The organism is Halioxenophilus aromaticivorans, from assembly GCF_042850945.1.
Classification (GTDB): Bacteria; Pseudomonadota; Gammaproteobacteria; order Pseudomonadales; family Cellvibrionaceae; genus Halioxenophilus; species Halioxenophilus aromaticivorans.
Map to the genome: position 1 here is coordinate 2,508,493 of NZ_AP031496.1, position 20,701 is coordinate 2,529,193.

At 49.6% G+C, this 20,701-nt stretch carries 19 protein-coding genes; 17 read left to right on the forward strand and 2 right to left on the reverse strand.

From position 1 onward, the window contains the following. Positions 1–2: 2 nt before the first annotated feature. The 8 genes from ACGHM3_RS10950 (at position 3) to sthA (ending at position 7,730) form a co-directional block, all read left to right on the forward strand. Positions 3–1,199, forward strand: coding sequence for an NADH:ubiquinone reductase (Na(+)-transporting) subunit B (locus ACGHM3_RS10950; protein ID WP_345416532.1), 1,197 nt, complete (start codon positions 3–5; stop codon positions 1,197–1,199). Beyond that, the gene (locus tag ACGHM3_RS10955) at positions 1,192–1,956 is read left to right on the forward strand and encodes a Na(+)-translocating NADH-quinone reductase subunit C (RefSeq protein ID WP_345416529.1); all 765 of its coding nucleotides are present in this window, start codon (positions 1,192–1,194) and stop codon (positions 1,954–1,956) included. Before ACGHM3_RS10950 ends, ACGHM3_RS10955 begins: the two co-directional genes overlap by 8 nt. Continuing rightward, a complete protein-coding gene (locus ACGHM3_RS10960; protein WP_345416526.1) occupies positions 1,956–2,612 on the forward strand; it encodes an NADH:ubiquinone reductase (Na(+)-transporting) subunit D in 657 nt (218 codons plus the stop codon). Before ACGHM3_RS10955 ends, ACGHM3_RS10960 begins: the two co-directional genes overlap by 1 nt. Before the next feature lie 3 nt (positions 2,613–2,615). Further along, a complete protein-coding gene (gene nqrE / locus ACGHM3_RS10965; protein WP_345416523.1) occupies positions 2,616–3,224 on the forward strand; it encodes an NADH:ubiquinone reductase (Na(+)-transporting) subunit E in 609 nt (202 codons plus the stop codon). 13 nt (positions 3,225–3,237) lie between these two features. Continuing rightward, a complete protein-coding gene (gene nqrF / locus ACGHM3_RS10970) occupies positions 3,238–4,455 on the forward strand; it encodes an NADH:ubiquinone reductase (Na(+)-transporting) subunit F (protein ID WP_345416519.1) in 1,218 nt (405 codons plus the stop codon). After that, the gene (locus tag ACGHM3_RS10975; RefSeq protein ID WP_345416516.1) at positions 4,421–5,488 is read left to right on the forward strand and encodes an FAD:protein FMN transferase; all 1,068 of its coding nucleotides are present in this window, start codon (positions 4,421–4,423) and stop codon (positions 5,486–5,488) included. The genes nqrF and ACGHM3_RS10975 overlap by 35 nt, the downstream gene beginning before the upstream one ends. Positions 5,489–5,503: 15 nt before the next feature. Beyond that, on the forward strand, positions 5,504–5,764 hold the full coding sequence (gene nqrM / locus ACGHM3_RS10980) for a (Na+)-NQR maturation NqrM (protein ID WP_345416513.1): 261 nt from the start codon (positions 5,504–5,506) through the stop codon (positions 5,762–5,764). A 559-nt stretch (positions 5,765–6,323) separates the two neighbouring features. Then, positions 6,324–7,730 carry a Si-specific NAD(P)(+) transhydrogenase gene (gene sthA, locus ACGHM3_RS10985; protein WP_345416510.1) on the forward strand — a complete coding sequence of 469 codons (1,407 nt, stop codon included), beginning with the start codon at positions 6,324–6,326 and terminating at the stop codon, positions 7,728–7,730. A gap of 118 nt (positions 7,731–7,848) precedes the next feature. Here the strand turns inward: sthA and nhaB are convergent, their stop codons facing one another. Further along, positions 7,849–9,372 (reverse strand): sodium/proton antiporter NhaB, encoded by a 1,524-nt coding sequence (gene nhaB, locus ACGHM3_RS10990; protein ID WP_390518097.1) that lies wholly within the window; start codon positions 9,370–9,372, stop codon positions 7,849–7,851. Between the two features lie 562 nt (positions 9,373–9,934). On the opposite strand from nhaB, the gene ACGHM3_RS10995 reads away from it, so the two are divergent. The 9 genes from ACGHM3_RS10995 to ACGHM3_RS11035 all read left to right on the forward strand — a co-directional run bounded on the left by ACGHM3_RS10995 (position 9,935) and on the right by ACGHM3_RS11035 (position 19,559). Beyond that, on the forward strand, positions 9,935–11,644 hold the full coding sequence (locus tag ACGHM3_RS10995) for a hypothetical protein (protein ID WP_345416507.1): 1,710 nt from the start codon (positions 9,935–9,937) through the stop codon (positions 11,642–11,644). Between the two features lie 4 nt (positions 11,645–11,648). Beyond that, positions 11,649–12,476, forward strand: coding sequence for an NAD(+) diphosphatase (nudC, locus tag ACGHM3_RS11000; protein ID WP_345416504.1), 828 nt, complete (start codon positions 11,649–11,651; stop codon positions 12,474–12,476). 19 nt (positions 12,477–12,495) lie between these two features. Then, positions 12,496–13,152 carry a hypothetical protein gene (locus ACGHM3_RS11005; protein ID WP_345416501.1) on the forward strand — a complete coding sequence of 219 codons (657 nt, stop codon included), beginning with the start codon at positions 12,496–12,498 and terminating at the stop codon, positions 13,150–13,152. 17 nt (positions 13,153–13,169) lie between these two features. Beyond that, positions 13,170–14,225, forward strand: coding sequence for a protease SohB (gene sohB, locus ACGHM3_RS11010; protein WP_345416497.1), 1,056 nt, complete (start codon positions 13,170–13,172; stop codon positions 14,223–14,225). Between the two features lie 19 nt (positions 14,226–14,244). Continuing rightward, positions 14,245–14,922 (forward strand): tRNA (guanosine(18)-2'-O)-methyltransferase TrmH, encoded by a 678-nt coding sequence (gene trmH / locus ACGHM3_RS11015; RefSeq protein ID WP_345416494.1) that lies wholly within the window; start codon positions 14,245–14,247, stop codon positions 14,920–14,922. Between the two features lie 407 nt (positions 14,923–15,329). Next, the gene (locus tag ACGHM3_RS11020; RefSeq protein ID WP_345416491.1) at positions 15,330–15,896 is read left to right on the forward strand and encodes a DUF1285 domain-containing protein; all 567 of its coding nucleotides are present in this window, start codon (positions 15,330–15,332) and stop codon (positions 15,894–15,896) included. A gap of 166 nt (positions 15,897–16,062) precedes the next feature. Continuing rightward, the gene (locus ACGHM3_RS11025; RefSeq protein WP_345416488.1) at positions 16,063–16,263 is read left to right on the forward strand and encodes a DUF2788 domain-containing protein; all 201 of its coding nucleotides are present in this window, start codon (positions 16,063–16,065) and stop codon (positions 16,261–16,263) included. A gap of 80 nt (positions 16,264–16,343) precedes the next feature. Further along, positions 16,344–18,515 carry a response regulator gene (locus ACGHM3_RS11030; protein ID WP_345416485.1) on the forward strand — a complete coding sequence of 724 codons (2,172 nt, stop codon included), beginning with the start codon at positions 16,344–16,346 and terminating at the stop codon, positions 18,513–18,515. A gap of 36 nt (positions 18,516–18,551) precedes the next feature. Next, complete coding sequence (locus tag ACGHM3_RS11035; RefSeq protein WP_345416482.1) at positions 18,552–19,559, forward strand: tyrosine-protein phosphatase; 1,008 nt, start codon at positions 18,552–18,554, stop codon at positions 19,557–19,559. Here the strand turns inward: ACGHM3_RS11035 and ACGHM3_RS11040 are convergent. Continuing rightward, complete coding sequence (locus ACGHM3_RS11040; RefSeq protein ID WP_390518101.1) at positions 19,541–20,671, reverse strand: mechanosensitive ion channel family protein; 1,131 nt, start codon at positions 20,669–20,671, stop codon at positions 19,541–19,543. The genes ACGHM3_RS11035 and ACGHM3_RS11040 overlap by 19 nt on opposite strands. Positions 20,672–20,701: the final 30 nt, after the last annotated feature.

The window sequence follows — 20,701 nt, forward strand, 5'->3', positions numbered from 1 at the left end:
CGATGTCACTACGTAAAACTCTCGATAAAATGGAGCCGCTCTTTCACAAAGGCGGTAAATATGAAGGTTGGTACGCGCTTTACGAAGCTGTGGACACCGTCTTCTATCGTCCGGGCTCCGTCACCAAAACCAGTGCCCATGTGCGTGATGGTATCGACCTGAAACGCATGATGATTACCGTTTGGATGTGTACCTTTCCGGCCATGTTCTTCGGTATGTACAACGTTGGTTGGCAGGCCAATACCCAAATGGTCGCCATGGGTTTAACCGAAATAGGTAACTGGCGTGACCTGTTCATTTCCGGTTTTGACCCTAGTAGCGTCGTCAATTGTATATGGCACGGTGCTCTTTACTTCCTTCCTATATACGCTGTCACCTTTGTGGTGGGTGGTTTCTGGGAAGTGCTGTTTGCCATGAAGCGTGGCCACGAAGTTAACGAAGGTTTCTTTGTTACTTCTATTCTTTTTGCGCTGATCGCACCACCGACTCTACCGTTGTGGCTTGCCGCATTGGGTATTTCCTTCGGTGTGGTTATTGGTAAAGAAGTCTTCGGTGGTACAGGTAAAAACTTCCTGAACCCTGCGCTGACTGGCCGTGCATTCTTGTATTTCGCTTATCCGGCGTTTATGTCTGGTGATTCCGTATGGACCGCGGTAGATGGCTATACTGGTGCTACCGCGCTGTCAGTTGCCGCTTCAGACGGTATCGCTGCATTGCAATCCTCTTTGAGCATGTCTTGGACCGATGCCTTCATTGGCCATATGCAAGGCTCCATCGGTGAGGTGTCCACATTAGCGATTCTAATAGGCGGAGCCATTCTGCTGATTATGAAGATCGCCTCCTGGCGCATTGTTGCCGGTGTAATGCTGGGCATGATTGCAACTTCCACGCTACTTAACTTTGTTGGTTCTGACAGCAACCCGATGTTTGCCATGCCATGGTACTGGCACTTGGTTATTGGGGGCTTCGCTTTCGGTATGATCTTTATGGCTACCGACCCAGTGTCTTCTTCCATGACCAACACCGGCAAGTGGTTGTTCGGTATTTTGGTGGGCTTAATGACCGTCATCATTCGCGTGGTGAATCCAGCATTCCCAGAGGGCATTATGCTGGCCATCTTGTTCGCTAATCTGTTTGCGCCGTTAATCGACCACTTTGTGGTTCAGGCCAATATCAAAAGGAGGTTGGCACGTGGCTAGTAAAGACTCAACAGTAGGCACGATTGTTGTCGCCGTAGTGCTGTGTATTGTTTGTTCTGTAATTGTGTCTACTGCGGCAGTAATGCTCAAGCCAGCGCAGCAAGCAAACAAACAAAAAGACTTTCAGGGCAGTATTCTGGCCGCCGCCGGTTTGTTGCAGGCTGATAAAACCGTTGAAGAGCAGTTTGAATCGGTAACCACCAAGCTGGTGGACCTGGATTCTGGCAAGTACACCGATGGTGATCCCAAGCAATTTGATCAACGTCAGGCCGCCAAAGATCCAGCCACCTCAGAAGAGCTGAGCGACAGTGAAGATCTGGCTAAGATCTCGCGTCGTGAAAATACGTCTGCGGTGTATCTGATCAACAACGATGTCGGTGACTTGGACAAAATCATTCTGCCTATCCGCGGCTATGGTTTGTGGTCCACGCTGTACGGCTTTATCGCTTTGGAGTCAGACCTTAACACCATCGCTGGTATCGGCTTTTATGAGCACGGTGAAACCCCAGGGCTAGGTGGTGAGGTGGACAACCCTCGCTGGAAACAAATATGGATTGGTAAAGAAATTTACGATGACCAGGGCGACGTTTCCATCAAAGTCATTAAGGGTCAGGCTTCACCTAATGACGATTATGCTGTCGACGGCCTCTCGGGGGCGACCTTGACCAGTAAGGGCGTTAATAATTTGGTGCAGTTTTGGCTGGGCGAAGAGGGCTTCAAGTCTTACTTGTCTAACCTGAAAGAGGGAGACGCCTAATGAAATCCAAAGAGTTACTCTTTAAACCGGTATTTGAGAACAACCCCATTGCTTTGCAGATTTTAGGTATCTGCTCTGCTTTGGCGGTAACCAGCAGCCTAAAAGTGACTTTGGTGATGTGTATTGCCCTTACGGCGGTAACCGCGTTTTCCAACTTTTTCGTTGCCCTGGTGCGTAACTTTATTCCTAGCAGCATTCGAATCATTGTTCAAATGACCATTATTGCCTCATTGGTAATCGTGGTAGATCAGATTCTTAAAGCTGTGGCTTATGATATCAGCAAGCAGCTTTCGGTATTCGTTGGTTTGATTATTACCAACTGTATCGTTATGGGTCGTGCTGAAGCTTTTGCTATGAAAAACCCACCCATCCCCAGTTTCTTGGATGGTGTAGGTAATGGCTTGGGTTACAGCGCGTTACTGGTTGTTTTAGCTGTGATCCGCGAGCTGTTTGGCTCTGGTAAGCTGTTGGGCTTCGAAATTCTACCACTCACCACTGAAGGCGGTTGGTATGTTTCAAACGGCATGATGCTGTTGCCACCAAGCGCGTTCTTCTTGATCGGGTTGATCATCTGGGGCCTGCGAACTTGGAAACCTGCTCAGATCGAAGAGCCTGAGTTCCGCATCACGTCCAACACCAAGCCGAAGGAGGTCTAAATCATGGAGTATTACCTCAGTTTATTTGTTCGGTCGATCTTCATCGACAACATGGCTCTGACCTTCTTCTTGGGTATGTGTACCTTCTTGGCTGTGTCCAAGAAGGTAGAAGCTGCCATCGGTTTGGGTATTGCGGTGGTCGTTGTTTTGGGCATTACCGTACCAATCAACAATCTGCTGTATAACTACCTATTGGCCGATGGTGCTTTGGCATGGGCTGGTTTACCGCAGGTGGACTTAAGCTTCCTTGGCTTGATCAGCTACATTGGTGTGATCGCGGCTTTGGTACAAATCCTTGAAATGTTCTTGGATAAATTTGTACCAGCGCTGTACAACGCATTGGGCGTGTTCTTGCCTCTGATTACTGTGAACTGTGCCATCATGGGTGCTTCATTGTTCATGGTTGAGCGTGACTACAACTTTGCCGAGAGCTGCGTGTTTGGTATCGGTGCTGGTATTGGTTGGGCTTTGGCCATTGCGGTTTTGGCGGGTATCCGTGAAAAACTGAAATACAGTGACGTACCTGCCGGTTTACAGGGCTTGGGTATTACTTTCATTACCGTTGGTTTGATGTCTCTTGGCTTCATGTCCTTCGGCGGTATCGATCTATAAAGGTGGTTAAAACATGGAAATAGCATTAGGTGTAATCATGTTTACCGCCATCGTACTGGTGTTGGTGGTAATCATCTTAATGGCACGCTCGCAGCTTGTTAGCAGTGGTGATGTGCAAATCGTAGTTAATGGTGAAAAGACTCTAACGGTGCCAGCCGGTGGCAAGTTGCTTAGCACGCTTGCTGATAGCGGTATGTTTTTGCCCTCTGCCTGTGGTGGCGGTGGTAGCTGCGCTCAGTGTAAGTGTGTGATCAACAGTGGCGGTGGCTCTATGCTGCCCACTGAAGAGTCTCACTTCAACAAACGCGAAGCGCGCGAAGGTTGGCGTTTGTCTTGCCAGGTGCCGGTTAAGCAAGACATGGAGATCCATGTTGAAGAAGACGTATTCGGTGTTAAGCAGTGGGAATGTACGGTCGAATCTAACCCCAACATGGCCACGTTTATTAAAGAGCTAACTTTGCGCTTGCCGGAAGGTGAAAATGTAGATTTCCGCGCTGGCGGATACGTACAGCTGGAAGCACCAGCACACCATGTGTACTACAAAAACTTCGACATCGAAGAAGAGTACCGCGGTGACTGGGAGCGGTTTGGCTTCTTTAATTTGGAATCTAAAGTGGACGAGCCGATCATTCGCGCTTACTCCATGGCCAACTACCCAGAAGAAAAAGGTGTGGTTAAGTTCAATATTCGTATTGCGACGCCACCTCCTGGCTCTCAGGGCATCCCGCCCGGCCAGATGTCTTCTTACGTGTTTAACCTTAAAGCGGGTGACAAGATCACTGTGTTCGGGCCATTTGGTGAGTTCTTCGCCAAGGAAACCGATGCAGAGATGGTATTCATCGGTGGTGGTGCAGGTATGGCGCCCATGCGTTCGCACATTTTTGATCAGTTGCGCCGCTTGAATTCAGACCGCAAGATCTCCTTCTGGTACGGTGCACGTTCTCTACGAGAGCTGTTCTATCAGGATGAATACGATTTGCTAGCCGAAGAAAACGAAAACTTCGATTGGCATATTGCATTGTCGGATCCACAGCCAGAAGATAACTGGGAAGGTTTGACCGGGTTTATCCATAACGTTTTGTACGATAAATACCTGAAAGACCACCCGGCACCTGAAGACTGTGAGTACTACATGTGTGGGCCTCCGGTAATGAATGCCGCCGTTATCAAAATGCTTAAGGATTTGGGAGTAGAGGATGAGAACATCCTACTTGACGACTTCGGTGGTTAAGGCCAAAAACTTCTGCACTAAAACAGGGCCCTTATGGGCCCTGTTTTGTTTGCTGTTGGTGTTGGGTTGCGAGCAGCGTCGAGAGGCGGTGGTTATTTCCGGCCCAACTATGGGGACCAGTTACAATATTACTCTGGTCGGGCAGCGCTCTCAGCAGGAATTGGAGCGACTACAGGCCGGCATCGATGCCATACTGGAGCACATCAACCAAGTGGCCAGCACCTACATCGACGACTCAGAGTTGATGCTGTTTAATGCTGCGCCAATTGGCCGGCCTATCGATGTGTCGAATGAGCTGTACGAATTGTTGGCCATCAGCGCACAGGTGTTCGCACTGACTTCCGGGGCTTACGATGTCACTGTAGGGCCGGTAGTTAACCTGTGGGGCTTTGGTCCTGGGGTTGATTTCAGCCAACAGCGACAGGTGCCTGAGACCGAAGCGTTAACCCAGGCGCTGGCTAAAGTGGGCTTTGATAGCCTTTCACTTGGCGAAGATAGCCATGAGGTGAGCAAAGCTAAAGCGATCAGTGTCGATTTGTCTTCCGTTGCAAAGGGCTATGCTGTGGATGAACTGGCAGAGTATCTATTGGCGCAGAATGTGGTGGATTTTTTGGTAGAGGTCGGCGGTGAAATTCGTGTTAGCGGGCAAAATCGTCGGGCTGAACCTTGGCGAATCGGTATAGAAATGCCATCGCTTACCCCGACCGATCCCGCCCAAGCGGTGTCCATTACTGATGCTGGTATGGCTACTTCCGGCGATTACAGAAACTTTTTTGTGCGCGATGGGATAAGATACTCCCACACCCTAGACCCACGTACAGGTCGGCCAATCACTCATAATCTGGCCTCTGTGACGGTAATTGAGGCCAGCAGCGCGCTGGCCGATGCTCTGGCAACCGGGCTGTCTGTGATGGGTGAAACCGATGCTATGGAAGTGTGTCGACGTAATCAGCTGGCTTGTTTTTTTATTATTCACGACGGCGAAGGTTTCGTAGAACAACATTCGCCGGCGTTTGAAGTTTATTTACACTAGTGTGAGGTCTTAACAGTGACTTTTTTAGTAACCTTATGTGTTTTATTACTGGTGGTTGGCGCCATGTCCATTGGCGTTATTCTTGGCCGAAAGCCAATCAGTGGTTCTTGTGGTGGTATTGGTGCCGCCCTAGATGATCCAGATTACGTGTGCGATTTTTGCGGTAATGACGAAAGTAAATGCGAAGAAAGACAACAAGAGCTCGCACAGACACAAAAGCCCCAGGCACAAAATTTAAGTTACGACGCCACCAACAAGACTCCCAATGATCGTTAGTGTACGTGTCGTAGTGGCCGTGCGGTTGGTTCAATCTGGTTCGGTAGTCACTGCGCATACGCATACGTGGTAACCATAGAAGTTTGCCACCTCTGTTTCTGGTATTTACTACCTCTGTTTCTGGAATTATCGAAGTGAGGGTCTGATTGGTTTTTGGGGGAATAACGACTCATACAGGCGCCATAATTGACTCGTTTTTATCGCCATTTACCATTGTGAACCAGGGCGGTTGTTGCAATAAGCTTACCCGGGTCACCGATTTTCCGAATTAAGATAGCGATGGCTTTTACTCCTTGTGCCGGTGTGCCTAAAAGTTATCGCTATATCTCCCATCTTTTTCGCATAATTCATCCCATCTTCATCCGGCTCTAGGCATAATTGCGCCTAATTTTGCACTTCAAGTGCATTGCACGGTTTTTCCCAGCAGGCGAATTGGCGACATTTTTGCTAAGCTAACGCTAGGCCCATCGGCACAGTCCGTGGACGATAATTTCGCATCCTAGCGAATCAGCGTGTTTGGCTGGGGCTTGTGAAAACAGAAGAAGGACGAGTCTAGGATATGAGTGAATTTAATTTTGATGTGGTAGTGATCGGCTCTGGGCCTTCGGGCGAATCGGCGGCAATATCTTGTGCCAAAAACGGTATGCGCACGGCGCTGATTGAAACGCGGCCCCAGGTCGGCGGAAATTGCGCACACAAAGGCACCATCCCATCAAAATCCTTGCGTCATGTCGTTAAGCAGATTATTCGATTTAAAAACGAAGCCCTGTTTCGGGTGGTAGGTGACCATCGGCGCCTCACGTTTCCTCAAGTGTTGGAAGCCGCCTCGCGCGTGATTCCCAAGCAAGTGGAAATGCACAGCGCTAACCTTAACCGTAATCGAATTCAGTTGTATGTCGGTGAGGCTTACTTTAAGGACCAAAACACTGTTGAAGTCACCATGGCAGACGGCGCCAAAGAAACCATGACTGCGCGCACGGTGGTTATCGCCACCGGCTCGCGCCCCTATCGCCCGGCGGATGTCGATTTTAACCATCCCCGTGTGTACGACAGCGATACAATCTTGGAAATGGCACACACCCCGTTGAGTTTAATTATTTACGGTGCCGGTGTTATTGGCTGTGAATACGCCTCTATTTTTGCGGGTCTGGGAATTAAGGTTGACCTGCTCAACAGCCGAGAGCGACTGCTGTCGTTCCTGGATGACGAAATCTCCGACGCGCTCAGTTATCACCTGCGAGAGGGCGGTGTTATGGTCCGCCATAACGAGGAGTATGAATCGGTTAAAGCGGATGCCAGTGGTGTCACCATTACCCTCAAATCCGGAAAACGGTTGCGAGCCGACGCGCTCCTATGGTGTAACGGCCGCACCGGTAATACCGATCAGCTAAACTTGGATTCCATCGGCTTAAGTGCCGATCATCGCGGCCAGTTAGCAGTGGATGAGAATTACCGCACGGAAATCGAAGACATCTACGCTGTGGGCGATGTGATTGGCTGGCCGAGCTTGGCCAGTGCCTCCTTTGATCAGGGGCGAGGCGTTGCTAAGGTGATTTGCGGGCAAGATACTGAGGTGTTTGCCAAAGACGTTCCTACCGGAATCTATACCCTGCCAGAGATCAGCTCCTTGGGTAAAACCGAACGTGAATTGACCTCACAAAAAGTACCGTACGAAGTTGGCCGGGCGTTCTTCAAGCATGTTGCTCGCGGCCAAATTTCTGGTGAAGACGTGGGTATGCTGAAAATACTGTTTCATGTCGATACCTTGGAGATTTTGGGTATCCATTGCTTTGGTGCAGAGGCGTCCGAGATTATCCATATTGGTCAAGCCATTATGAAACAACAGGGAGAGGCCAATAACATCAACTACTTTGTATCGACCACGTTTAACTATCCCACTATGGCAGAGGCCTACCGTCAGGCGGCGTTTAACGGCTTAAACCGTGTTAAACGTATGACGCACTAACAATAAACGACACATAAGGCCGCTTACCGGTGTCCATTGTTAGAAAATACGGGTAGTTAACACGCACAAAAAAGCCGGCAATCGCCGGCTTTTTTGCTGGGTGGTGGTTAGAGCCACTCTAGAGGAACAAGCTGACGCAGGTAACGCCGGCTAGAGACAAAACAATGGTGTAGGGTAGCGCCATTAACACCATGCGGCCGTAGGAAAGGCGAATGAGTGGCGCTAGGGCAGAGGTCAATAAGAATAAAAACGCAGCCTGGCCGTTTGGTGTGGCTACACTGGGCAGGTTGGTGCCAGTGTTGATGGCGATGGCCAAGTGGTCAAAATGCTCGCGTGTGATAGTGATTTTGCTTGGGTCGGTATTCTCAAGAGCGGATTTCACTTCTTCAATGTATACCGTGGCCACAAACACGTTATCGCTGATCATGGACAGTACACCGTTGGCGATGAAGAACATGGGCGCTTGCAGGTCTTTTTCCATGGTCAGAACGGCGTGAATCACAGGCGAGAACAGGTGTTGCTCGTGAATCACCGCGACGATAGCAAAAAACACAACCAGTAATGCGGTGAAGGGCAGGGCTTCTTCAAAGGCGTGGCCGATTTGATGCTCTTCAACGATACCGGTGAAGGCCGTAGCCAGAACAATAATGGTCAAGCCAATAACACCGACCTCTGCCAAGTGCATTGCCAGGGCGATTACTAAGAAAATTGCCACTAGCGCTTGGATAATCAAAGATGCTTTATCTTGCACAGTGCGCTTTTTAGTTTGGCTGGCGTCAAATTCTTCCAGAACCAGACGCACAGCGTCGGGTAGTTTGCCGCCGTAGCCAAAGAGTCCTGTTTTTTCTAGCACGACGGTGGTTACCAAGCCCAAAATAAAGCAGGGCACAGTGACTGGGGCCATCTTGGTGGCAAAGGTAATGAAGTCCCAGCCGGCTCTTTCAGCAATCAAAAGGTTTTGCGGTTCACCCACGAGAGTACATACGCCACCCAATGCCGTGCCCACGGCGCCGTGCATAATAAGGCTGCGCAAGAATGCGCGGAAGGCTTCTAAATCGCTGCGGTGGTATTCAACCACTGTACTGTCGTCGGTGTGGTTGTGGTCGGCATCGATGTGGATCTGTTTGCCCGAGGCCACCTTGTGGTAGACCGAGTAAAAGCCCACCACGACGCTGATAAGCACCGCTGTAACAGTGAGGGCATCTAGAAACGCAGACAACACGGCCGAGCAGATCACAAACAGCAGTGAAAGCGCCATTTTGGACTTTACACCCGTTAAAATCTTAGTAAAAACAAAGAGTAACAGGTTTTTCATGAAGTAGATTCCAGCCACCATAAAGATTAGTAACAGAATCACTTGAAGGTTGGCTTCTATCTCGTGGTACACCGACTCCGGGCTAGTCATGCCCAGTATGACGGCTTCAATGGCGAGTAAACCACCGGGTTGGAGTGGGTAGCATTTTAATGCCATAGCCAGGGTGAAAATAAACTCTGCAATCAGCAGCCAACCTGCGATGAATGGCCCTGCGGTGTAGTAAACAACAGGGTTTAAAATGAGAAACGCGATAATGGCTTGCTTATACCAAGTTGGCGCCTGGCCTAAAAAATTTCTCCCAAAAGCTGAAGAAAGGGTTGTTTCCATGCCTCAATCCTTACCGTGGTTTGAACAGTGTTTGAGTTAATTGTTGATAGTTTAGTCAAAAACGAAACAATTGTTTCTAAAGGTGGTTAATTTTATTGCTGGTGATTTTATACAAAGATGAGAGTTTCATAAGTCCTATTTTGGTAGGTACCCCCTTGACCCTAGGAGGCAGGCTGGCGTTTTAGCAGCGCTAGCGCCCAGGTTGGCTAAATATCTTCGGCCAGGCCGGTGGCAACAGCGCATTTATTTTCTCATTCCGCCGATGCTCTAGCGCGCACATAGGCGCCAGCGTGTTTAAGCCAGCGCCAATTTGTTGGAGTTCTGTCACCCGTTGGTGAATAATGTGCACGCCGTACTTCAATATTGGGGCGCCATGTTCGCACTTATTGTTTGAATCGGCAATGTTGAAGCGGTTTTATCAGCTTGGATGTTAAAAGTGTGATGGCCAACGCGTAAATGAGCGGTGCAAGTGCGCCGCAAAAAGTGTTCTCAGGCTATTATTAAAAGATGAGGTAGCCGCCGGCTCCCGCGCAGTAAGTTCCCAACAAATAGGTAGCATTGAGTGTCCAGTTCCCCTCCCACAAATGTCGTCAATTCGCTTAAATTGGTGCGCGAAGAGTTACTCGCCACTGTCGATGTCGCTGCAAAGGACTTAGAAGCGTTTTTCAGCAACACCGCTGACGGCCACAAATTGCAAGAAGGGGTTGAAGGTCTCAAGCAGGTGGCGGGTACCTTAGCCATGCTGCAAATGAACGGCCCTCAGTGTTTAGCCAACGCTTTATTGGCTGTAACCCAGGACATTACGCCCGGCGAAGATGCCGTGGATGAAGCCCAGGTGCAATCGCTAACCAGCGGCTTCTACATGCTGCCAAGGTACTTAGAGTTTATAGAGAACACCAAAACAGACCACCCCGAGTTACTGCTACCGCAAATCAATGAGTTGCGTGCCAGTGTTGGTGAGCCACCCTTGCCAGACAGCAATTTCTTTTCAGTGCCGCAATACCCTAAATCTATGGCTCCTTCGGGGCTAGTGTCCGCTAACGATAGTCTTACCGGCGATCGCGATAACATGGCTGTCCGTTTGCGACATATGTATCAGATAGGCTTGGTGGCATTGTTGCAGAACAAACCAATTAAACCGCCGTTGAAGATGATGTCTTTTGCGCTGGAGCGGCTGGCCAATTTATACCGGGGAGAGGCCATCTCAACCCTGTGCTATACCGCATCGGTCGCCCTCGGTTTGGCTCAGCAGGGGCGAACAGAACTCACCAAGCCCCGTAAGGCAGCCTTAGTAAACTTAGAAAAAACCTTGCGTAGAATGATTAAAATCGACCCGCAGGGTGCCAGTACCTTATTGCCAAGACCTCTTACTAAAGAGTATGTCTACTGGTGCGCAATCAGCCCAGTGGAGGCCTCACAGAAACCCGAGGTTGATGCCTTGCTGGCGTTGTTTGGCGTTAGTCGTCCAAGTTATACATTGCAGCAGTTACGCGAAGAGGCCGAAATACTCGGGGGCCCCAGCATTAATACCATCGAATCCGTCATCTCTGTGTTTGAAGAAGAGGTTGAGTCAGCCAAGAGAATGCTGGAGCTGGCGGCGGAGGCCCAATCAAGCGGTGAGCTAGGCGAGTTGGAAGCGCTGCTGGCTAAATTATCGGAGATTTTAGCTATAATAGGCCTTAATGCGTCCAGTCAGCGGCTTAAAGAACAAGTAGAAACCGTCGCTGAGGTACGTTCTGCCGGTGGCGAACCAGACCGAGACAAGCTGTCTCAAGTGGCTGATGCATTACTTAAGATTGAAAACTCAGTTGCCAAGTTTAAAAAACAGGCCGGGTACCGCGCAGTAGACGACAACCTGTCGGAGTCAGATATCGCCAACCATCAATTGGCTGAGGCCGAGTTGATTGTATTGCAAGAGGCTGAAAACGGGCTCACTCTGGTTAAGCGAGCGCTGTCTGCGTTTGCTGAATCCAATTACGATCGTGCGCACATCGCCAATGTCACTAAAACCCTGGCAACCATCAAGGGTGGAATGCTGTTGATGCACAAAAATCGTTGCGTCGAGGTGCTTGCTAAAGCCGAGCAATTTATCGATCAGGGTCTAATGACCGAAGAACACCCCTCCGTATTGCAGCAGTTGCTAGAAACCTTCGCTGATTGTGTGATCAGCCTCGAATACTACGTCACCGCGCTGCAGTCGGATAAAAATACCGACGATGGCATTCTTAAAATCGCCGAAGAAAGTATCACTGCTTTGGGTTTAGACCAATAGGTTTATGTCGTTGGTAAATGCGCTCTACATTGTTGTTCATCAAGGCCGGCTGTTGTGTTTAAACGGCGACACCACTCAACATTCTGGTGATCAGCTAACAGCGATTGGCGTAGAGCGTCACACCCTTACCACACTGGCTCAGAATATGGTTATTGACGGTGGCGAGGGGCTATTCCTGCTACCTTTAATCGCCCCGGATTCCGCCATCGACTCTCTGGTGGCTGACCCGAGCCAACCATGGCATTGGGCCGATTTACGAGAGTTTTTGATCCGTCAAAACGAGCGAGAATTCCATATCCATGCGCGTGCCGTGCAGTATTTTCACTGGTTAAGAGAGCATCGTTTCTGCGGTATCTGTGGCAGCACAACGGTGATGGCCGCCGGTGAAAACGCCTTGCAGTGCAATGCCTGCGGCAAACATTGGTTTCCCCGTATCCAGCCGTGCATTATCACCCTCATCCACAATCAAGATCAGGTGCTACTTGCCAAGCACAGCCGATACACTGCAAACATGTACAGTTGCATCGCGGGGTTTGCTGAATCTGGCGAAAGCTTAGAGCAGACGCTGCACCGCGAGGTATACGAGGAAGTGGGGCTGCAAGTGCACAACCTGCGCTATTTTGGCTCCCAGGCATGGCCATTTCCTTACCAGTTGATGGTGGGCTTTTACGCGCAATACAAAAGCGGCGAAATTTGTATCGATCAAGACGAAATCGCCGATGCTCGCTGGTGGTCTATCCACGATTTACCAGAGCGACCTCCTACCACTTCCATCTCTGGCCAGCTGATTGAGCACTATGTTGCCAATCCGCAGTTAAACACCTCTCGGTGATAAAGTCGGCCAAATAACCATGTTCTATACCTTTCTTACTGCTGTTTGTATGGTAGCCGGGCTCGGAGTGGCCTTGTTGGCTGTGCGAGTGCTGTTGCGTGGGGGGTGGTTTTGGGGCTGGCTACGCGGCATGCTGGGGTTGGCCTGTTTGGTTTTTGCAGTAGCGTTTGCCCTTGCCGGCTTGGACATGCTGAGTTACAAAGCCATCGTTGCAGAAAAGAGCCTCGCTGTTATCAAGTTCACCCAAGTGGGCCCGCAGCGCTTCTCAGCATCGTTGGTATTGAATGACGATGCCAGCGAGCATGTTTTCCCCGTGCTAGGGGACCAGTGGCAATTAGATGCCAGAGTTATAAAATGGCCCAACGCTTTGGCATCTCTCGGCGTCAAACCCGGTTATCGGCTGGAGCGCGTCAGCGGCCGTTACTTTTCATTAGAGCAAGAGCTAAACGCCGAACGCAGCGTATACCAATTGCCCCAGCGCACGTTTGGGGTGGACGTTTGGCGAGCGGCGCAATCGCTCAGCTTGGAAAACTGGGGCATCGACGCCACCTATGGAAGCGCCACCTATCTGCCCATGGCCGATGGCGCCGAATTTGAGGTATCACTATCACGCACTGGGCTGCTTGCTCGACCATTTAATAATTCCGCCGAAAACGCTGTAGGGCGGTGGGAATAGTACAACGGGAGTCATTCTTGGAATTTTTATTTAATTACGGTTTGTTTTTAGCCAAGGCAGTAACCTTCGTTATTGTAGTCGCCATCATTGTGGCCATAGTTGCCGGTATAAGCACTCGTAAAAAAAGTGGCGTTAAGGGACAGATAGAAATTACGGACCTTAACGACAGCTATCAAGCCATGTTTGAGGCCATAGAAGGGGCTATCATCACCCATGCCGAGGCCAAGCAACAAGATAAAGCCAAAAAGAAAGACGCCAAGAAAACCGCCAAACAAGAAAAGACCCAACTTAAATCTGGGCAAAAACCGCCGGTAAAACCGCGATTGTTTGTATTGGATTTTGATGGCGACATCAAAGCCAGCCAGGTGGAGTCGCTTAAACAAACCATTTCCGCCGTACTGAGCATTGCCACCACCGAGGACGAAATTCTCCTCAAGCTAGAGAGTGGCGGTGGCATGGTGCACAGTTATGGTTTGGCGGCCAGCCAGCTGGATCGTATTAAGCAGAAGGGCATTCCGCTGACGATTGCCGTGGATAAAATTGCGGCCAGCGGCGGCTATATGATGGCTTGTACCGCCAATAAAATACTGGCGGCACCTTTCAGTATTATTGGCTCCATCGGCGTGGTTGCGCAGGTGCCCAATGTGCATCGCTTGCTTAAGAAGCACGACGTTGATGTAGAGATTTTAACAGCGGGAGAGTACAAACGTACCCTCACGATGTTGGGCGAAAACACCGAAAAAGGCCGCGCCAAGTTCATAGAAGACCTGCAACTGACACACGATTTGTTTAAAGAGTTTGTCTCTGAACACCGGCCAAATCTAAATGTGGCAGAAGTGGCCACCGGTGAAATATGGTACGGCCGACAAGCTATTGACAAAGGCCTGGTGGATTCCATTTGTACCAGTGACCAATATATAACCGACCAGCTCAACGACAAACGCATCATCGGCGTTGATTACGTGATTAAAAAGAACATTGTGAATCGTATCAGCGATGCTGCAGAGGCATCCGTGGATCGCCTCGTAGTGCGTTGGTTAACACGCTTAATGCCATCACGCCCCCAGTGGTAGTTGCCAGAACCAGCTCAGCATGACACCAGAACGTTATCAGCGGTTGCTCCAGACCCTGCGTCTGAGGCAACCGGATTTAACCGTTATTACCGATGAAGTGCACAAAGGCCGTAATCTTTCGGCTATTGTCAGAACCTGTGATGCTGTGGGCATCGACACGGTGCACACCGTAGTACCGCAAGGTGGCTATCGAGGATTTCGCGGTACGGCCTCGGGCAGTCACAAATGGGTGGAAGTCGAAACCTATGCTGATATCCATCAACCGGTGGAGCAGTTAAGGCAGCGGGGCTTTCAGATTGTAGCCACGGCAATCAGCCCCAAATGCAAAAATTACCTGGATATCGATTACACCAAGTCCACGGCATTGATGCTCGGAAGCGAAAAGCGCGGCGTCAGTGAGCAGGGGCTCAGCGTCGCAGATGAACACATCAGCGTCCCTATGATTGGGATGGTAGAGTCGCTTAATGTTTCGGTTGCCGCGGCTATAATCCTGCAGGAAGCTTTTCGTCAGCGCCAGGAGGCCGGGCTTTACGGTACAAACCGGTTGTCTGCTGAGATTCAGACCTTGCGATTTTTTCGTTGGGCGCACCCAAAAGTTGCTGAATACTGTGATCAAAAGGGATTGCCATACCCGGCTATCCGCGAATCAGATGGAGAGATTATCGATCCATCGAGTTGGTACAAAAGCGTAAAATAAAAAAGCCCGACGGCTTGGGGGAGCTCGTCGGGCGAAGACCATTAGGAGTGAAACATTAAGGAACAAACCTTAATATTGGGCCAAAGTCCTACTGACCGCAGAAGTTGGGGGGAGACGCGATCAGTACACTTTAAGTATTGAACACTCTGGCCAAACTTCCAGTGGCCGACGGGCGGTTTTTAAACCTTTTCGGCATATTTACCAGGCATATACCGTTGATTTCCTCTAAATTGGCTGATTTAGGGTGCCAACAGAGCGAATTTTCGGCATGGGGCGTAAACCCTTTATGGAAACGACGCTGTGGGTTTGCCCGCGCTTGTGTGGCCAGTCTCAACGCTATCCGCGTAATAATGGCCGTCTTGGCAAGCGTTGCAGAACAAAGAAACTAAGGGGCGAAGGGGAGGCGAATGACAGACAATAACCTAAGCAGTTTAGAGCGCCATTTACTGAACAAATCCAAAGCCGCGGGCAATGATCTACCGCCGGTACACCTGTGGAACCCGGAACTCAGCGGTGATATGGACTTAGTGATTAAGTCCAATGGGCAATGGGTGCATGAAGGAGACGAGATTCGACGCCCGGCCCTGGTGCGATTGTTTGCCAGTATTATAAAACACGAGCAAGACCAGTATTTTCTAGTGACTCCGGTAGAAAAGTGGCGCATTCAAGTGGAGAGTTACCCACTGTTTTGCAATGAATTGAAGGTTAGTGAAAGAGATCACCAGCAAGTGTTAACCCTTAGCGGACCATGCGTCGATTCAGTGGTTATCGACGATGAACACCCTTTATGGGTGGAGCAATCCCAGGGCCAGCCTTTGCCAGTGGTGGCCGTGCGCTCCGGGTTGAATGCGGTCATTAGTCGCAATGTTTATTACCAGCTGGCTGATATGGCGGAGCAAGCAGCAGGAGACTACCTAGTGCGCAGTTGCGGTAGTGAGTTTTCATTGCAAGGCAGTTCCTCGCCGCCAAGCTAGCGCTTGCCTAATAGGTCAGATCGCTCAAGGCGCAAGATAAATAGGCCGGCATTTATCTTAGCCACTAGGTTTTATGGTATACACTAGGCCGACTGGGGGCCCCACGTCAGTTAAATATGGCGCTGAGCTTATGGCCTGAAAACACAGTTTAAAATAGAGATTATCAGTGGATATAGAGAAGTTTGAATCCATATCGTTAGTGCTAGGTATCGGTGGTTTGATCGCATTTATGGCGTTTATCGTGTGGGACCTTGCCAAACAATCTAACGCCGGCAAGTTTGGCACCATCGTACTGTTTGGCGCCTTAGGTTTGGGCGTGCTGGGTTTTCTGATTAAAACCGTTATTATGGAATACTTAGGTCTGTAGCCAGACTCATACTCGAACCGTCTTCTGAGTACTCTTAGCTGAGTGCAGGCAGGTAGGTCGGCTGAGTGAAAGAGGCGAATATGCTCAAACTGTTTACTCCCGAATCCAAAGTTCAAAAAGATAGAAACCTGATTCGGGAAACCGACTACCGCATGGCGAAATACAATCGCCGGGGTGTTTTGCTCACCATCACAGTCTTTGTGATAACCCTCCTGTTGGGTGATTTCTTCCGTACTTCCATCAATCTCGCCATCGGTTTGGCCGGCGGCTTGTTTTTAATCACGCTGGCGCGCGGTTATGTGATGTTCGGCTTTGATTTTATCTACCCGCGTGGCGCTTTGCGGTGGCGGACGCTATTTTTCGTGGTGTCGCTGCTGGGGTCTGCTTGGTGGGGCATCATTGTGGCCACGATTACGCGGGTGCTGGGATTTTCAGGCGAAACCTACTTTCTGTGGCTGTATTCCATTGTATTCTACGCCGGTATGTGTGCCATTTTGGCGCCGTATCTGCGCTTTTTAACCTTGTATTTGTTGCTCGGCATTACCCCCATTGGGCTTGCCAGTTTTTCCTTAAACAGCGCCGAGGGCTATATTTATGGCCTTGTGTTAGTGCTGTTGTTTGTCATGTTGCGACTACAAAGCAAAATGATGAACGAACTGTACTGGGAGCGTCTGGAGGCTAACTTTCAGCTCAAGCAGCGGGCCGATACCCTGGAGCTTGAAAAACGCGACAGTCAAGCAGCAGCCCAGCTAAATCATGAGTTTTTAGTATCGCTCACGGATGAGTTTCGGGGCACCTTAAACGATATTGTAGGGTCGCTATCGGTGTTGGCCCACGATGGCAGCATCAACGATAAGCAACGGCAGTTGCTTTCTATTGCCGAGAAAGCCGGTGAGCGTCAGTTGCAAATTGTAAGCAGCGTAATCGACTACAGCAAAATTAAGTCTCGTAAATTAGTTATTGATGAAACGGTCTTTAATCTGCCCAAACTGATCGAAGACTGCTTTAATGAAAAAGAAGTCGATGCCGAAATCCACGCCAAAGAATTTGCCCTTAATTTCTCGGACAACATACCCACCCGGGTTCGAGGCGATTCCATTCGAACCAGCCAGCTGATTAACGCGCTTATCGATCAGTCCATTGGCTTTGGCCATGGGGCCGAGTTAGACGTTGCCATTGCCTGTGAGCAGCATGGCTCTACAGAATTGACGCTCAACATTGATATTACTGACGCCGGCGAATTACCCGCAGAGACCCAGCAGGGTATGACCACCGCACAGCAAATTGCTAAGGTCAGCAACTTCACTCTTAATATGAGTAAGCACCTGGCTGTGGCCATGGGGGGCGATGTGGGCATCGCCGAAACCGAGAAACTCACCTTTTGGCTGGAGTTACCGTTAACCACAGTCAGCAGCCAGCCTTTCCACCGTCAGTACGAAAACAAATTCCACGGCGAATTCGTGTTGATCGTGGATGTGCCGCGCAAAATTGAGCAAGAGTTGGCTGAAGTATTCCAGCTTTGGGGTTTAAAAACCGCGTTTTTATCGGGCAAGCAAGATTTTAAAGACTTCTTCGATCAGCAGGCGGAGTTAAACCGAGAGTTTTCGTTAGCGTTGGTTTTCTCTAAAAAAGACAGCCTTACCTCAATCCCTATATCCCAGAAGCTGGCGGAATATCCGGCCATGGCAGAGGCTAGTCATGTTTTGGTGGTGAGCTATTTACAAGCGGAATCTCGTATTTTGGCGCTTTATATGAATGATAAAGAGCATATACAAGCCATCCAAAAACCCGTCACCCAAGATAAACTTTACCAAGCGTTCTCTGCGGCGGTATTTGAGCGTGACGACGATGAAAGATCACATAAACCGCGCATATTGCTGATCGAAGACAACGCCGTGGATCAAATGGTGTTTACCAATATGTTGGATAAATACGATTACACCCTGGATGTCACTGCAAGTGCAGAAAGCGGGCTTAAACGCTTAGAGCAGCGCGACTACGACCTTGTGTTTTTATCGTGCCATTTGAACGGCTGCGAAGACTGCCAAGACGGATTTAATTTGGCCCAGCAGATACGGGATTTTAACGAGACCCAAGAGAAACGCGTGCCGTTACTTGGGCTTACTATGCTGAAAAACGATGTGCAGGACCGTATGTGCTTTACCTCTGGGATGGACGACACCATGGCAAAACCCATCCGCAAAGATGAGCTGAAAAAGCAGCTCGATCACTGGTTAGTTACCAAATCCTAAATCCGATTAAATCCACACTATGGAAGATATCTGTTTATGACTGGATTAAGTAACTTGCAAATACAAAAGTGTGGCGCTGATGGCTATCAGCTGCGTTGGCAGTGTGAGCCCGGTACCGAGGTTACCGTCTATAAAAGTCACTCTCCCCACGGCGGCTTCAAGCGTTATACTGTAACCCAAGACAATAGCGCTGTTATTGATGGCATGGGCCCACGCGGTTATTACCTATTGAAATCGCCCGCTGGCTACCGCGCTTTATTTGAGCGTCGCATCGACTTAAAAGGCACACCAAACCTACGTGACTTTGGCGGTTATACCAACGAAGATGGCGACATGGTAAAGCTAGGGCTATTGTATCGCTCTGGGCGATTGTCCGCGCTAACCCAGGCCGATGCCAGCCTATTCCATGGCCTAGGTATCGCCAACGTTTATGACTTTCGGCGGCCAGAAGAGGCGGCCCTTCATCCTACCGTGGCTTCGGTTATGGCCAAGGTTAAAGCGCAAGCACTGCCCATCGGTGAAGGGAGCATGCGCAGTTTTGAAGCGTTACTGTATGATGCCAACCTAACCGAGAGCGATTTGGCCACAGGCATGCGTGGTATTTATAAAGATCTCGCCACCTTCCATGCAACTACATACCAAGTGCTTCTGCGGCAATTAATGGAAATTGAAAAGCCAATACTGATCCATTGCACCGCAGGTAAAGACCGCACAGGGATGGGGGCTGCGCTGATACTAATGGCGCTAGGCGTCGACCGAGAAACTATAAAACACGATTATTTAGCCACCCGAGCCTATTACCCAACTGCCGAAGAGCGCCGAGCTATGCAGGAGCAGTATTTGGCTAAGGGAGGTGTCTTATCAACCCTCGATTATTTGTTATCAGTCCAGCCAGAATTTATCGATGTGTTGTTTGAATTAATCGATGCCGAGTACGACTCTAACGAGGAATATCTGCGCCACCGCCTAGAGCTTAGTGATGCTGACTTAAACACCTTGCGCAGTGCTTTGTTGACTCAACCGCATCAATTATTGGAAAGTTGACTGGGGGGCGGGCCAGACGGTTGGCTGGGAGCGGGCGAAAATTCAGCGCCTTCCTGTGATAAGTTAATAGCGCGGATGGGGTAGGGGATGACAATGCCTTCTTCTCGGTAGCGCTTATGCAGCGCTTTAATGAACGCAGAGCTGATAAAAAAACGATTGAAATACTCCTGCCCTCGCAAAATCACGGTAAAATTTATGCTGGAGCTGTCAAAGGTGTGGTAGTTGATGAAAGGTTTAAAAGTTTTAACGCCCATCTCGTGATGCGCCAACACCTCGGTGGCCACTTCTATGGTGATTCTTTCCACCAGTTCTAAATCGGAGTCGTAATGCACGCCCACTTCAACAGGCACCGATAACTCCCTGGCGGGATAAAAATAATTAATGATTTTCGACTGCGCCAAAATACTGTTGGGCATTATCACGGTGTTGTTGGCCAGCATTCGAATCCAGGTGGAGCGCCAGCCGATTTTTTCCACAAATCCCTGTTCACCAGAATCCAGTTCAATAAAGTCACCCACGCGCACTGGCTTGTCGGCCAGTAGTTGCAAACCTGAGAAGAAGTTTTCCAATGTCGGTTGTAGCGCTAGAGCAACGGCTAAAGAGGTGATACCCAGGGAGGCGATAATGGGCGTAATAGAGACGCCCAAGGTGCCCAGTATGATCAGCGCGCCCAAAACGATAATAAGGACTCGCGCGGCGCCGGCGGCCATACTGCTGCTGTTTTTAAGAGTTTCGCTCTTTGATGAATAGTATCCAATGGCGCCCACGGCGAAGCGCTCGGCAAATAAAATTAACGCCAGCACCAACAAAAATTTGGTGCCGTAGGTAATCACAGTACCTAGCCGGCTGAGGTTTGGGAAATAGACTTCAAAGAAGTTGTGTAACACCACCAGAACTAGCGCCAGAATAACAATATCTAATGGTCTTTTAAGCGCTTGGATGGCGAGGGTATCCAGGTAGAACGGCGTTTTAGCAATGAGCTTTTCTAAACGAGCCAGGATGGCCGCTTTTATCACCACCGCAAATAAAAATAATGCCAAAAATCCCAGGCTGATGCTCAACCAATGTGGAATATTTTGTGGGATTAATTGCTGTATTTCTTCGATGGACATGGCGACCGCTGTGGGTGTTACTGGAGTGAA